This is a genomic window from Kluyvera sp. 142486, from assembly GCF_046569695.1.
Classification (GTDB): domain Bacteria; phylum Pseudomonadota; class Gammaproteobacteria; order Enterobacterales; family Enterobacteriaceae; genus Kluyvera.
In genome coordinates, this window is the sequence record NZ_JBKHUI010000006.1 from 68,480 (window position 1) to 82,511 (window position 14,032).

Sequence of the window (14,032 nt, forward strand, 5' to 3'; positions counted from 1 at the left end):
ATTCATTACCACGCGTAAATCAGGAGAAGGCCAGGAACGGCGAGACGCAGAGCAGCAGGCCGGTAATGATGATAATCACCAGCGAGACGCCTTTGTATTTGTGCAGCGCCGGCACCTTGTAGACCAGCCAGGCTGGGATAAGACAGCCGACCATGCCGAAAATAGGGCTACAGATAGAGGTGAAGCTCAGCACCGGCGCATTGAGCACGATTGCGCTCCAGGCCAGCAGGATGGCGAAGATCATGATCCCGCGCTGCACCAGCTTCTGATTGATTTTGTCCTCCGGCATTTTGCGGCGCAGCAGGTTGATAACGATCCCCTGCGTGGCTTCGCGAAAGCCCAGGTAAACCCCAAAGAAGGCGGTCATCACGGCAAAGATGTTGAGGATCACACTCACCACGGTGACCCATGCGCCCGCGCTGCCGTTAATAAACTGGGCGGCAATTGCCAGCGCCGAGATGTTCTGCTCGTAAGCCTTCACCGCTTCGTCGTGGCCCATTGCCAGCGTGAAGGAGACGGCGTAGAAGAAGACCACCACGAACAGAATGCCAAAGGCAATGTTCATCGCCCGCAGCGCTTTATGACGCGCTACTTCGCGGGATTTCTCCTTTGAGCGATAAGAGATGACCATTGGGCTCAGGGTTTGAATAAACAGGATAGAGGTCAGGGTAAACGGCAGCGTGATAATGGCGTTTTTAATCAGCAGCCCCATCGGCGGCAGGGTGCCGGCGTTGTACAGATGCCACATGCCGACCATCGATACACCCAGCGCCGCCACCACCAACAGTTTGGTCAGCACCATAAAGCTGGAGACTTTAAACAGCAATTTCTCCCCACGCGACGATATCGCCACCAGCACGCAGATCAGCACCAGCCCATAAAATGGGTTTTCGGAGAGCAGTCCGTCGGTTACGCCGAAGGTATGCAGGTAGGAGGCGCTGTCGTTGGTGATCGCCGTGGAGTAAACGAACATCCAGATAACCAACATGATGAAGTAGAGCGCGCCGAGCAAGATCCCCCAGTTTTTGCCGAGGTAGCCGCTGATAACGCTTGGGTAGTCTTTACACTCCGGTGATTCGGCGAGGGTATTGATAAACAGCCTCTGGAACAGGTACATCGCCGGGTAGCCAACGATAGAGGAGAGCAGGAAAACCCACAGCCCCATCAGGCCAACCTGAACCGGCAGGAACACGATCCCTGCCCCGATCGCCATCCCGATGCTCATAATGACCCAGCCAACATCGGTACTGTCGAATTTTATTGCCTCCTGCCATTCACTTTCTGACATGCCCGCTCGCACGGCCGCTGACGACGTCGGCGCGGTTGCAACTGAGATTGTTTCCATAACAAATTCTCACTCTTAGTATGTAGGGGATTATTGTTTTAATGCAGTTTGATGTTCCGGGTAGTGCGGATATTACAGGCTTATTCACTGCCTTTTTTAGAGTGAGAAAATGATAGCGCGGCTTCAGGAGAAAAAACTTGCAACTCTTTGCGCAAGAAAACGCCGAAAATAGAAAATATTCCTATGATTAGCGCAAAATTAACCAATGCATTTCTCTTTAACTGAAAAAAGAGAGATTCAGATTGTTTTCGTCTTTGGATGAATAATCATAACAAATTGTTTTGTAAGGAATTTTAAGAAAGTGCCGATTTCTACGATGGCGCACGCCAGGTGGGTTTTGTGAGATAGCGCAATGATCCGTGTTAATAAGATGTGAAGTGAAAGAATGGCAAAAAATGATGACTATCACACCACCGCATCAATTTAGTGAATAACTCCATTGTTTGTATGGATATGGTAAACAATCAGAATATAACGCTACTGAAATGGTATGTTCTTCCTTGCGAGCAGAAAAGCAAAAACCCCGCCGAGGCGGGGTTTTTTAAGAGGTGAAACTGACCGATAAGGCGGCTTCGTTCATCCATACGTCAGGTATCTACAGCGCTGGAGTATCTTGTGTCGCAGACTGTATCTCACTTTGTATCTCAACAAAAGTCCTGAACCCCTACTCGCTGTCAGCCGTATCGAAGGTCCTGCTATATGGGCAGTGCTTCGCCCTTGTGATGTAGGTAAAGGTGTAGATGCTGTTGGAATAGACGCACAGGGTTTGCCCGTTTTCAGTAGTCGTCTGTTTCGGGTCATTCATCGTTATACGTCCAGCGCTGACGCTAAAGGCCACCAGAAGCCCGCAAAGTATCAGTACATAACCTTTCATCTTGTTTTCCTCCGTTGCCGCCGCTTGTTGCTTATATGAACATTCCAATGTGTTCAGTACAACCCAATCGATCGATAAAAATTATCAATAAGATCGAATTTATTAATTAATAAGGTTAGGATAATTCCCAGCACCTTCCAACTACACCAAATTCAAGGACGCAACTTTGACAACTAACAGCATGAAACATAAAGATTTGTACTTTTATCTCTACATGGCTATCCCGTTGCTGTTCCCGGTAGCTTACTTTTTCACCATGAATAATAAGGTGGCTTGCGTAGTCTTTTACGTGGTCGCGCTGGTTTGTATGGTTTTCGATCAAAAAGAAATGGTGAAGTCTGCCAATGAATCTGAGCCACAATTTGCGGCCTCTGCTTTGGGGATCATCATATTTCCGCCTATCTATGTTTATGGTCGGGCAAAAGCTGCTGGAGTGAGGCTCGGTAGAAGATGGATGTTGTTTTTCATGTACATATTGATAACGCTAGGTTGCACTTTGATCGCCGTTTCAATGAGTAACGACTCAGCACTGAAAACGAGCGCGTGTGAAATTACAACATCGATATTCAAGGACAAAGGGAGTGATGTGAAATGTCTGGTTGTGGAAGACATGAAGAAGGTTTCAGACAAAAACTACCGGGCGAAAGCTGTTTTGAATAACGGAGTTGATATGCCAATCACCATTGAAGAACGTGACGATAATTATATCTACGTGACGTTAGCACCGTTAGGTGGCTTGCTAGAATAAGTGACTGGCACAGGGGAGCAATCCCCTTAATCCTTTCCCCGTCGCCGCAATGGTTTAAAACAGATCCCCCTCTATGCCACTGCCAGCATTAAAATATCACCGACACACGAACAGCACGATCAAGCGTCTACTCCACAGAACAGAGCCCCTTCACTGATGATTTTCAAATATCAAAGGGTGAGCAGGTAGATGGCTCTCTTTGCTTCTGGTATCAACAATCGAACGTTTTACGATACCAATCTATCCCCATCAAAACTGGTATCAACAATATAGAGTGTTGACATTAAGATACCAACGATCAATTATGATACCGTTAATTGATACCACTTGAGAGGATGTTATGAGCCGCACTTTTGCATATTGCCGTGTGTCCACCAGCGAGCAGACAACCGAAAACCAAATCATGGCGATTCGTCAGGCTGGCTATGATGTGCTAGATAACCGTGTAGTGTCGGAAGTTGTCTCCGGTGGAGTGCAGGCGATGAAGCGTAAGGCTTTCTCCGACCTCGTTAACCATAAACTGGAAGCCGGAGATAAGTTAGTTGTGCTCAAGTTGGATCGTTTGGGACGTGACAACATCGATGTGCAGCAAACAATCTCGATGCTTGTAACCAAAGGAATTGATGTTGTTTCTATGGACCTACCTGCGAGCAATCTTGCCAGTGCTGAAGGGAAGTTGATGCTGCAAATGTTTTCAGCGTTTGCAGAGTTTGAAAAATCCCGTATTACAGAGCGCACTAAAGAAGGGCTTGAGAGAGCGAAGAAAGAAGGCAAGACGTTAGGCCGTCCTGCGGCAACAGACACGTATAAGCGTGTACAAGAGGCTAAATCTAATGGTCTGAGCCAAGCTAAAGCCGCCGCTGCCTTAGGGTTAGGGATTGCCACAGTAAAACGGCACTGGAACAGTTGTGTATAAACTTCGAACATCACCAACCGTGGCGGCAGTACTCATTCTATGAATATCTAAACATAGGTGGGTTAATAAATATATCTGTGCTGAACTTAACCCACCTTTCATTTTTTACAGATAACCTGTATTAATCAATTGTTGCGCTTTCTCAAGCAACATTTCATTGCGAAGCCTAATAAAATCATTAAACGGCAGTGTACCATCTTTCGCTTCATCCGGTATTAATGCTGCTGTAAAAATTTCTTCCTTGTGCTCAACCGGAATATCTTTAAAGTAGTTACTTGGGGCTTTATCACTAATGGCATTATTCTCAGAAGCAGAAAGAAAGCATATGTTGGAGATGATATTTGCTTCATGAAATTGCACATTACTTAAAGCCAGATATCCTTTAGGATAAATGTGATGGAATTGTCTTGCATTGTAGGCTGATAAAACTGTACCTAAGTCCACTTCCGAACCAGTCAAGAAGGATCTTGGTCTTAACTGAGCCATCAAGCACAATGCTGTTTTGGCTGCTGTTGAATTAATTCGCCAAGAGCTACTGAATAAATCAGATTTTACAACTGGGTTGTTTTCATCAAATGGATTTTCACCTTCAGCAACCCTTTTAATTTTAGCTAAATCCTCAAGAACCAAACGATTAGTACCTGCTTTATATCGTAAGGTCAAGGAGCATTGCCAAAACCATTTTCTGAGTTGTTTTATCTGATTCGCGTTCGGCCGACGAATCAAAGCATAGAAGTTGACAATAGGTATCATCATAATTGGAAAAGGTAAAAATATTATATTCTTAACCTTTAATTGCCCTTCCAAAAAGTCAACTGCTGAAGTCACTGCACCTTTGAGAACACTCATCCCATTGACCAACGCATCTGGTTCAACATCTACTAAATCATCTGAATCAATTGAGTGGCAGACTAATGAAGATAGCATTCTCATTAACATGGTCTGATCTATATCTTCATAGCCCTTGTCTTTAAGGCTATCTAATAACGAATCAATTTCTCTTCTTAAATCAAATTGATCAGACCAAGTCCATGCAGTTAGCAATTCCAAATTACTAAGCGGGGTTCCCGAGGAGTTTATTCTTTGGAATATACTACATACTTCTTTATTGCTCCGTTCTCGAATGGTAACTACTGGAAACTCATAATCTTTAAATGATTCAGTTAACTTTGCGATATTGTTTTTCTGTGCATCATTAAATGCTGGCAATTCGACTAAGAGCTTAGTTGTATCTAATATTTTATTTAACTGTATTTTGTTTTTACCATTCGCAGCACTATAATGAACAAAAACATCTTCGTCGGGTAAGAAACAAATATTAAACCTATCAGCAAGCTCCACATCAGAAGTATTTTCATCAGAATGAAATACCCCATATAACGTTGTAAGCCTTTGCTGTCCATCCAATATATAATTTACAGGGTAGTCTTCCGGTGTATTTGGTAAAGAGAAACCGCCAACATTACGCTCATGTTTTAACTCTTCTCTTGTCGACCACATTAAGAGCGAACCAACTGGATACCCTCTATATATAGAATCCAAAAGGCTGATAATTTGATCATCAGTCCAAATATATTCACGCTGAAAAACTGGGATTTTTATATTTCCGCGCTCTACATCAGATAACAATGAAGCAAGCCGTGGACTAGAAGGAGTGATCTTACTCAATGATGCCATAATCGAGCCTTTTGTGTGATGTAAGTCTAATTTTTTCCAATTTAAACACGTCGCCCATGTCACAAACAGTGATAACGCCCCTGCACATTTCTCTTCGTCTCGTGCCATGAATCGTAATGCGTTGGTGTAAAGTGGGCAAACATGCATATGGCTATACTTTCTTACCATTTGTCTGGAGATTACTACAATAAATCTGGGAAAACAAAAAAGGACTACCGCATTCAAAGCAGTAGCCCCTTAGTTGATTTTCAAGAAAAACTGAGAATCACAGCCAATAAATTAAATCTGAACGAGATAGAGAACAAAGCCCCCTGTTAGATAGCCTGTATGACTCTCTGTGAGGATTTTATGATGTAGGTAATGCGATGGTACTGCTAATGATTTAAAAGTGAATACAGGACTTCCTGTGAAGGGTTTTTAATGCAGCGTAATAGCCGTCTTAAATCTTACCCTTGAAGCTGAAAAGGTTTGCTGCCCTTTGCCAGTAGAATACTTCCCACGGTTTTTTGCAATGTATGAGATTCTTTCGACCATGTCCACCAGCGAACCGTGATCACCTCTTTTGATTCTGTAACTACCTTTAGCTACATGAGCACGGGAAACACCATTAGTCAGTTCAGACCATATACGGCTGATTCTACCCGCCATGCCTTTATCACGAAACCCTGCCGTTCTTACTTGAAAGTATGGTAGAGCAATCCAGCAATGATAATGAAGCTGTTTAGCCGTTTCAATTTCCCCACTCCAACCATATCCAAAGCGTTTTATAGGCTGACCATTCCATGCCTTTGCAGTGAATTCCCCCCGTAAGAGGGTAAATAAATTACTAACTAATTTGTTGCTTTCAGCAACGGACATTCCATCTGGTACAGATAAGTCAAAACGAAAAGCGAACAGTTCGTCGTAGTACGACAACATAGCGTGTAGTTGTTCGATGAACCTGTCGATAATTTCTTTTCGTATCGGGCTACTACGATTATTTAACGGATCATGATTAAGCTTGTAAGCCAAACCCTTATGGATATACGTTGTAGAATGGATCAGAGTGTAATGACCGTTGTCACGGTGAGATGTCAGTAAATTGATGGGTTGAGGTAAAGATAAAACAGGTTGCTGCATACGCCTCCTTCTAGAATGTCAGATAGATATAGATCCTTAATACAGATATTAATAAAAACCAGTAGCAAACAGAAACGCAAAAAGCCCAGCAGACCCACACCACTTCTGGCGTTGGAATACAGGCATCACAGGATTTTTTACTCAGAAACGTTTCTGTATTGAACAAGAAACTTTTATTAGATTACCACTGGATTTTATGTTTCGCAAGGGCCTAGCTGGCGCTTGTATAGTCCTGATTACAGTATGGGCAAAAATTAACGTGGTTAGCGGAGACCAAGAACCAGCGAGATACGCCTGAACGATCGATGATGTAGTCAGCTAAACCAGCCTTAGATAGTACAGATAAATTGCGGTGTGTTGTTGAAAGTGGCACGTTCAGGAGTTTTGAAAGTTCTAGAGCCGTACTTGGGATAACGGTTCGGGTTAGGTGGTAGAGGACATTGATACGTGAACTGGTCAGTGTTAATCCTGCTGACTTCAGAGTGCTTGCCGCGCGTTTACGCTCATTCAATGACGGTGGAGCAAACGCTGGCAGATTGAATTTGAGATGCAAGATTTCCCCTCTGCAAAATGATTTATCACAGAGGGCATTTTATCATAAAACCGCACAATTGAGAATCATTATCACTTAAGCCAGTCAATGCAGTCGATAACCGGAATCAAAGCAGAAACGTTAAATTCATGTATATATACTTGCGTCTGACCAATGCGAGATAGTTCGTGTCCGACCGTCCGTTGCACAATTGGTAGATTGTTAGTTTTCGCCGCTTCAGTGATGAAAGTATGGCGTAAACTGTGAATGATACGGCGACGCTTAAAGTCATCCAGGTAATGAATATCCAGCGTTTCACGTATGCTGTGAAAAATTCGTGTCAACTGTGTTTTATTAGTTATTTGAGGGAAGAGTCTTGCATCTGGATTCTTGTCTTTGATGTAACTTAAAAAGTTCATTTCTATCAAGCGAAGTGAAAGAGGAATTTGTCGTATTCCTGCTTCAGTCTTACTGTCTTGGATCAGAATGTAGTACCGCTGGCTATCATCATCCAGACGGATATCCGAAACTTTCAAAGCTGCTATTTCAGAGCGACGAGCCCCTGTATATGCAAGCAGTAAAAACACCCATTTTTTCCAATCTTCAAGCGTTTTAAAATACGCCACCAGCTTTCGCATCTCTGTAAGGCTATAGTTGCCATAGCTGCGACTTTTCGCCTCAAACTTGACATTATTCGTAGGCGATGATTCAAGAACATCTTCTTCTTTGACCAAGTAGGCAAACAATCCCTGACACAGCTTTAAATAGCCGTTAACTGTTCTCGAAGACACCAGATCTTCTTCAGGGATATCATCCGCATCGAGGCACTCCTGAGTAGTCATCCTGTTGTACGGTTTTTTGTTCTGTTGAGGGAGACCCGCTGCCATCTCGAGTAAATTTTTGATATCACGACGGGTAATACTATTGACGATAGTACCAGCCCCCAGAACAGCCTCTATGACTTCGTAATATTTTTCACTTTCTTGGCGGATCTTCGGAGTCCAGTCCGACTTAAATTTTACAAATCCCTTCCATGCCTCAGATAGTGACAAAGCAGAGGCCTGTGATTCTTCCGACTTACTAGCTTGCTCGGAAACATAATTACTTTCTGGCCGCAAAGAGCTAAGGATCTGCCGATATTCGGAATGTCGGGAATCAAGAAAAGCTGCATATGCATCACAGCTATTTCTCCACATGAGGTCATACTCTGCCGCTATATAATCAATCTCATCCGCCATGCCTGTAATGTCATACTGCCTGCTAAGATGTTCGATAACAATGTCTTCCGACAAAGCTGGGCCATCTTTAGTGAAAGTCTCACCAAGTATGTCTCCTAAGAGCATAATGTTACTTTTTTCACGAACCAATGAAATCGAGTTACGCATTCTCTTACGAGTAGTTGCTGGGATTTTTTTTACTGCAGCATAAAAGGTGGCCTGAACACTGAGTAAATAATCATCAATGTCTTTTTGTTCTAATTTCTTCATTTTCTGCACTATGTCCAAAAGTTGGGCTGGCTCCATCTTGGACGATTTTACAAGAGAAATGAACATAGCGAGACGAGAAGATTTAAACCTTGCTCTACTGGCAGAATCGCAGCCCAGAGATAAGCGAAAGAAGCCGCCTGAAGGTAATCTGAAATGAAGGCTGTAGCGGTTGCCACGCTTTAGGATATTCGGGATGGAACAGCCGTTGGTGTGTCTCGTTTGTATCACAGTCTGTGTCACAGTTTTGCCTTAGAAAGCCTGAGACACACCAACGTATTGTTTTAGAAGAAGTTGAAGCTGACCGATAAGCCGGGTTCTGTCGTGGACAGTCATTCATCTAGGCCAGCAATCGCTCACTGGCTCAAGCAGCCTACCCGGGTTCAGTACGGGCCGTACCTTATGAACCCCTATTTGGCCTTGCTCCGGGTGGAGTTTACCGTGCCACGGACTGTTACCAGCCGCGCGGTGCGCTCTTACCGCACCCTTTCACCCTTACCTGATCCCGCTTGCGCGGGCCATCGGCGGTTTGCTCTCTGTTGCACTGGTCGTGGGCTGTTACACCCCCCAGGCGTTACCTGGCACCTTGCCCTATGGAGCCCGGACTTTCCTCCCCTCCGCCCGTCTCCCCCGAAGAGGACGACGACGAAGCGGCGACTGTCTGGTCAGCTTCGGCGCGCAGTATAGAGGGTTTGCGCGCTGATGTCACCCTTCGATCCGCATCCCCACCTGAATGGTAGCGGCGATGTTCCGGGAGGTCTGATAAATATTCTCCGCCGCATCGCGGAAAGCCTCTTCCAGCGAGCCAATGCGGTTCAGCACGCTGAATACCGAATCAATGCCGTACTGATGCACCACGCCGACATCGCGCGTCAGGCTACCGGCAATGCCGATAACCGGTTTATGGTATTTCTTCGCCACGCTGGCTACGCCTACCGGCACCTTACCGTGAATGCTCTGGCTATCGAGACGGCCTTCGCCGGTAACCACCAGCGTGCAGTCGTGGATATGTTCTTCCAGGTTCAGCGCCTGGGTCACAATCTCAATACCGCTGCGCAGCTCTGCGCCCAGGAACGCCATCAGCGCTGCTCCCATTCCGCCCGCGGCGCCAGAGCCCGGCACCGTTTTCACATCAATGCGCAGCGAGGTTTTAATCGCCTCCGCATAGTGAGCCAGGTTGCGATCCAGTTCGACGATCATCGCCTCGGTCGCCCCTTTCTGCGGGCCAAAGATGCAGGAAGCACCCTGCGGCCCCGTCAGCGGGTTCGTCACATCGCAGGCTACGCGAATTGCGCAGTGCTGCAGGCGAGCGTCCAGGCCGGAAATATCAATGTGATTGAGGCTCATCAGGCTGCCACCGCCAAAGCCAATCTCCTTACCCTCGGCATCGCACAGCTTCGCGCCCAGCGCCTGTACCATACCGGCACCGCCGTCGTTGGTCGCGCTGCCGCCAATACCGATAATAATATTCTTCACCCCACTCTCCAGCGCCTGAAGAATCAGCTCCCCGGTGCCGTAAGAGGTGGTAATCAGCGGGTTACGCTGTTCTGGTGGCACTAACGCCAGGCCGCTTGCCGCCGCCATTTCAATAAAGGCGGTGCTCCCGTCGCCGGAGATCCCCCACTGTGCATCCACAGCTTCGCCAAGCGGGCCGGTGACCGTTGACGTCATCGAACGCCCCTGGGTGGCCGCTATCATCGCCTCAACCGTTCCTTCTCCACCGTCGGCGACCGGCACTGACACGAATTGCGCTTCCGGAAAGATTTCCCGAAATCCTTTTTCTATTGCCTGAGCTACCTCGGTGGCAGAAAGGCTTTCTTTATAAGAGTCTGGGGCGATTACGATTTTCATATCTGAGCCTATTAGCGCACGACGCCGGAGGGCGTTTTACTGCTCCGGCCTACCCTGTAAGCCCGGCACGCAATGCGCCACCGGGCACAACGTCCTTAGCGAGTGACTTCCACTTTCGCCAGCTTCTCGTAATAGCATGCCAAAGCGCTATGGTCGGCGGTTCCCAGACCGTCGGCACGCAGCGCCTGCATCATCTCCATCACCGCCGCAGTCAGCGGCAGCTGTGCGCCAACGCCATGCGAAGTATCCAGCGCGTTCGCCAGATCTTTAATGTGCAGGTCGATACGGAAGCCAGGCTTGAAGTTACGGTCCATGACCATCGGTGCTTTGGCATCCAGCACGGTGCTGCCCGCCAGGCCGCCGCGAATCGCCTGATACACCAGATCCGGGTTAACGCCCGCTTTGGTCGCCAGGGTCAGCGCTTCAGACATCGCCGCAATATTCAGCGCCACGATCACCTGGTTTGCCAGCTTGGTCACGTTACCCGCGCCAATTTCACCGGTATGCACCACAGAACCCGCCATCGCTTTCATCAGGTCGTAGTACTTATCGAAGATAGCTTTATCGCCGCCCACCATCACTGACAGAGTGCCGTCGATGGCTTTTGGCTCGCCGCCGCTCACCGGGGCATCAAGCATCTCAATACCTTTAGCCTTCAGCGCCTCGCTGATTTCACGGCTCGCCAGCGGGGCAATCGAACTCATGTCGATAAGCACGGTGCCCGGCTTCGCGCCATCAATAATGCCGTTTTCACCCAGCGCGACCTCTTTCACGTGCGGGGAGTTTGGCAGCATGGTGATGATCACATCACACTGTTCAGCAATCGCTTTTGCGGTGGTCGCCGTTTCAGCGCCAGCGGCGATCACTTCAGCGATCGTTTCAGGATTACGGTCACAAACCACCAGCGAGTAACCTGCTTTCAGCAGATTTTTACTCATCGGTTTACCCATGATACCCAGGCCAATAAAACCAACTTTCATCGTCATTTCCTCAAATGTGTATGTATTCGGTGGTGGTTACTTCTTGAAGGCGTCAGCCAGTTTCTGCGTACCGGCGCGGAACACGCCCAGATCGCTGCCAACCGCCACAAAGGTCGCGCCCCATTCCAGATAGCGACGCGCATCGGCTTCAACCGGTGCCAGAATGCCGCTTGGTTTACCGTGCGCTTTAGCACGGGCGAAAATGTGTTGAATCGCCTGCTGCACTTCCGGGTGAGAAGCGTTGCCCAGATGGCCTAATGCTGCCGCCAGGTCGCTTGGGCCAACGAAGATGCCATCTACGCCTTCGGTGGCGGCAATGGCATCAACGTTGTCGACGCCCAGCTGGCTTTCGATCTGCACCAGGATGGTGATGTTTTTATTGGACTGCGCGAAGTAATCCGGCACGGTGCCAAACATGTTGCCACGGTGAGAAACGGAGACGCCGCGAATGCCTTCTGGTGGATAGCGAGTAGAAGAGACCGCCTGCGCGGCTTCTTCTTCGGTTTCAACGAACGGAATCAGGAAGTTGTAGAAACCGATATCCAGCATGCGTTTGATAACCACCGGCTCGTTGGTCGGGATACGCACTACCGGTGCACTCACGCTGCCTTTTAAGGCCATCAGTTGCGGAATGAGCGTTGTCACGTCGTTCGGCGCATGTTCACCGTCCAGCACCAGCCAGTCGAAACCGGCCAGTCCTAACACTTCGGTGCTGATTGGGCTGGAAAGTGCGGACCAGCAGCCAATCTGAACCTGTTTGGCAGCCAGTGCCGCTTTGAATTTGTTAGGGAAAATCGCGTTATCCATTTTCATTACCTTAAGTTAGTCGTGGCTTACTTACGCAGTTCCAGACGTTTGATGTCGCCCACCACGAACAGGTAGCAAACCATCATCATCAGCGCAGAACAGCCTACAAAAATCAGTGCGCCATTAAAGGAGTGCAGTTCACTCACGATATAGCCAATCACCAGCGGAGTGACGATAGATGCCACGTTGCCGAAGACGTTAAACAGCCCGCCGCACAGCCCAACAATCTCTTTCGGTGCCACATCGGAGATAACCGGCCAGCCGAGTGCGCCAAAGCCTTTACCGAAGAATGCCAGCGCCATCAGGGTTACCACCAGCGCGGTGCTATCGGTGTAGTTACACAGAATAATCGTCGATGCCAACAGCATCCCCAGCACGATAGGCAGCTTACGAGCAAAGGTCAGCGTACAGCCACGACGGATCAGGTAGTCAGAGAACAGACCGCCCAGCACACCACCGGCAAAGCCACACAACGCCGGGATAGACGCCACCAGCCCCACTTTCAGAATCGACATGCCTTTGTCCTGCACCAGGTAAATCGGGAACCAGGTGAGGAAGAACCAGGTAATGGTGTTCAGGAAGTACTGGCCGAAGAAGATCCCTAACATCATACGGCTGCTGAGCAGCTGCTTGATGTACTCCAGCTTCGGACCTTTTGCCGCATCGCTGCCCGGCTTTTTATGGTCCATATCGACCACAGCGCCGTTATCCGCAATAAACTTCAGCTCATCTTTAGACATACGCGGATGATCAGTCGGGTTATGAACAAATTTCACCCACATCCCGGTCAGCACGAAGCCAATCGCCCCCATCACGGTAAAGACGTGTTCCCAGCCCCAGGCGAAGGTCAGCCAGCCCAGCAGCGGAGAGAACAGCGCTAACGAAAAATACTGCGCAGAGTTAAAGATAGCGGACGCGGTGCCACGCTCTTTAGTCGGGAACCAGGCCGCTACGATACGGGCATTCGCTGGGAAAGACGGCGCTTCGGAGAAGCCCAGCATAAAGCGCATAAAGAACATGGAGACGCCTGCCCACGCTAATGGGAAGAAGCCAACAAAGCCCTGCAGGAAAGTGAACAGCGACCAGAAGAACAGGCTGTAGGTGTACACTTTCTTCGAACCAAATTTATCCAGTAACCAACCACCGGGGATCTGCATGAGCAAATAAGCCCAACCGAACGCAGAGAAGATATACCCCATTTCTACCGCACTCAGTCCCAGCTCTTTCGCCACCGATGTACCGGCAATGGAGAGCGTGGCGCGGTCAGCATAGTTAACGGCCGTAACAATAAAAATAACTAACAAAATTAAATAACGAGTCGGCATTCCTTTCGTTGATCCAGAAACATCAGCTGTATCATGTATCATTTTATTATCCTCGGGGGGGTACAGAGCGCCTTAATTATATTGTTATTATTAAGACAGTAATTCGCTGATTATTTATTGATAACAAGCGGCTAAAAAACAAATAAGTCACTATGAAATCGGGATTCAGTATAATCAGGAAACCAGCGCCAGACATTGTGCAAAGACACAATTTCAACGCTTACAAAAATCTTTTAGTTATACATATGCACATACCACTGGGCGCTGATGCACAATTTCACGCTTTGATACCCTTGCGCCACGGGGCATCACGATAATAAGTGATCTTTATCACATTTTTAAACTTAAACTCCTGACATGCTTTATTCCATAAT

11 protein-coding genes and 1 other RNA gene are annotated in these 14,032 nt (G+C 47.7%); 2 read left to right on the forward strand and 10 right to left on the reverse strand.

From position 1 onward, the window contains the following. Positions 1–19 precede the first annotated feature (19 nt). Both ACLGE8_RS08720 and ACLGE8_RS08725 read right to left on the reverse strand, forming a co-directional pair. Positions 20–1,345 carry a hypothetical protein gene (locus ACLGE8_RS08720; RefSeq protein WP_410997960.1) on the reverse strand — a complete coding sequence of 442 codons (1,326 nt, stop codon included), beginning with the start codon at positions 1,343–1,345 and terminating at the stop codon, positions 20–22. Positions 1,346–2,009: 664 nt separating this feature from the next. Continuing rightward, positions 2,010–2,219: a hypothetical protein gene (locus tag ACLGE8_RS08725; RefSeq protein WP_410997962.1), complete on the reverse strand. Its 210-nt coding sequence runs from the start codon at positions 2,217–2,219 to the stop codon at positions 2,010–2,012. Positions 2,220–2,400: 181 nt separating this feature from the next. Between ACLGE8_RS08725 and ACLGE8_RS08730 the strand changes: the two genes are divergently transcribed. Both ACLGE8_RS08730 and ACLGE8_RS08735 read left to right on the forward strand, forming a co-directional pair. Then, positions 2,401–2,967 (forward strand): hypothetical protein, encoded by a 567-nt coding sequence (locus ACLGE8_RS08730; RefSeq protein ID WP_410998107.1) that lies wholly within the window; start codon positions 2,401–2,403, stop codon positions 2,965–2,967. 340 nt (positions 2,968–3,307) lie between these two features. Next, the gene (locus tag ACLGE8_RS08735) at positions 3,308–3,883 is read left to right on the forward strand and encodes a recombinase family protein (protein ID WP_410997964.1); all 576 of its coding nucleotides are present in this window, start codon (positions 3,308–3,310) and stop codon (positions 3,881–3,883) included. Between the two features lie 105 nt (positions 3,884–3,988). Here ACLGE8_RS08735 and ACLGE8_RS08740 read toward each other — a convergent pair whose 3' ends face one another. From ACLGE8_RS08740 to ACLGE8_RS08775, 8 genes are all read right to left on the reverse strand, one after another. Further along, positions 3,989–5,668 (reverse strand): DUF262 domain-containing protein, encoded by a 1,680-nt coding sequence (locus ACLGE8_RS08740; RefSeq protein ID WP_410997966.1) that lies wholly within the window; start codon positions 5,666–5,668, stop codon positions 3,989–3,991. A gap of 309 nt (positions 5,669–5,977) precedes the next feature. Beyond that, positions 5,978–6,679 carry an inovirus-type Gp2 protein gene (locus ACLGE8_RS08745; RefSeq protein ID WP_410997968.1) on the reverse strand — a complete coding sequence of 234 codons (702 nt, stop codon included), beginning with the start codon at positions 6,677–6,679 and terminating at the stop codon, positions 5,978–5,980. A 624-nt stretch (positions 6,680–7,303) separates the two neighbouring features. Next, on the reverse strand, positions 7,304–8,698 hold the full coding sequence (locus ACLGE8_RS08750; protein WP_410997970.1) for a tyrosine-type recombinase/integrase: 1,395 nt from the start codon (positions 8,696–8,698) through the stop codon (positions 7,304–7,306). Between the two features lie 289 nt (positions 8,699–8,987). Further along, positions 8,988–9,368: RNase P RNA component class A (rnpB, locus tag ACLGE8_RS08755), an RNA gene on the reverse strand. A gap of 32 nt (positions 9,369–9,400) precedes the next feature. Continuing rightward, complete coding sequence (garK, locus tag ACLGE8_RS08760; RefSeq protein ID WP_410997972.1) at positions 9,401–10,546, reverse strand: glycerate 2-kinase; 1,146 nt, start codon at positions 10,544–10,546, stop codon at positions 9,401–9,403. 95 nt (positions 10,547–10,641) lie between these two features. Further along, positions 10,642–11,532, reverse strand: a complete 891-nt coding sequence (gene garR / locus ACLGE8_RS08765) for a 2-hydroxy-3-oxopropionate reductase (RefSeq protein ID WP_410997974.1) — start codon at positions 11,530–11,532, stop codon at positions 10,642–10,644. 30 nt (positions 11,533–11,562) lie between these two features. Beyond that, entirely contained in the window at positions 11,563–12,333 is a 771-nt protein-coding gene (garL, locus tag ACLGE8_RS08770; RefSeq protein ID WP_410997976.1) for a 2-dehydro-3-deoxyglucarate aldolase, read from the reverse strand. Positions 12,334–12,359: 26 nt separating this feature from the next. Beyond that, positions 12,360–13,700 carry an MFS transporter gene (locus tag ACLGE8_RS08775; protein ID WP_410997978.1) on the reverse strand — a complete coding sequence of 447 codons (1,341 nt, stop codon included), beginning with the start codon at positions 13,698–13,700 and terminating at the stop codon, positions 12,360–12,362. Between the last annotated feature and the right edge of the window lie 332 nt (positions 13,701–14,032).

Excerpts from the sequence above, each read along its gene's own strand:
- ACLGE8_RS08730 (WP_410998107.1), top strand. The coding sequence starts at position 2,401 with ATGAAACATAAAGATTTGTACTTTTATCTCTACATGGCTATCCCGTTG.
- ACLGE8_RS08740 (WP_410997966.1), bottom strand. The coding sequence starts at position 5,668 with ATGGCACGAGACGAAGAGAAATGTGCAGGGGCGTTATCACTGTTTGTG.
- garR (WP_410997974.1), bottom strand. The coding sequence starts at position 11,532 with ATGACGATGAAAGTTGGTTTTATTGGCCTGGGTATCATGGGTAAACCG.
- garL (WP_410997976.1), bottom strand. The coding sequence starts at position 12,333 with ATGGATAACGCGATTTTCCCTAACAAATTCAAAGCGGCACTGGCTGCC.
- ACLGE8_RS08745 (WP_410997968.1), bottom strand. The coding sequence starts at position 6,679 with ATGCAGCAACCTGTTTTATCTTTACCTCAACCCATCAATTTACTGACA.
- ACLGE8_RS08750 (WP_410997970.1), bottom strand. The coding sequence starts at position 8,698 with ATGAAGAAATTAGAACAAAAAGACATTGATGATTATTTACTCAGTGTT.
- ACLGE8_RS08720 (WP_410997960.1), bottom strand. The coding sequence starts at position 1,345 with ATGGAAACAATCTCAGTTGCAACCGCGCCGACGTCGTCAGCGGCCGTG.
- ACLGE8_RS08735 (WP_410997964.1), top strand. The coding sequence starts at position 3,308 with ATGAGCCGCACTTTTGCATATTGCCGTGTGTCCACCAGCGAGCAGACA.
- ACLGE8_RS08725 (WP_410997962.1), bottom strand. The coding sequence starts at position 2,219 with ATGAAAGGTTATGTACTGATACTTTGCGGGCTTCTGGTGGCCTTTAGC.
- garK (WP_410997972.1), bottom strand. The coding sequence starts at position 10,546 with ATGAAAATCGTAATCGCCCCAGACTCTTATAAAGAAAGCCTTTCTGCC.
- ACLGE8_RS08775 (WP_410997978.1), bottom strand. The coding sequence starts at position 13,700 with ATGATACATGATACAGCTGATGTTTCTGGATCAACGAAAGGAATGCCG.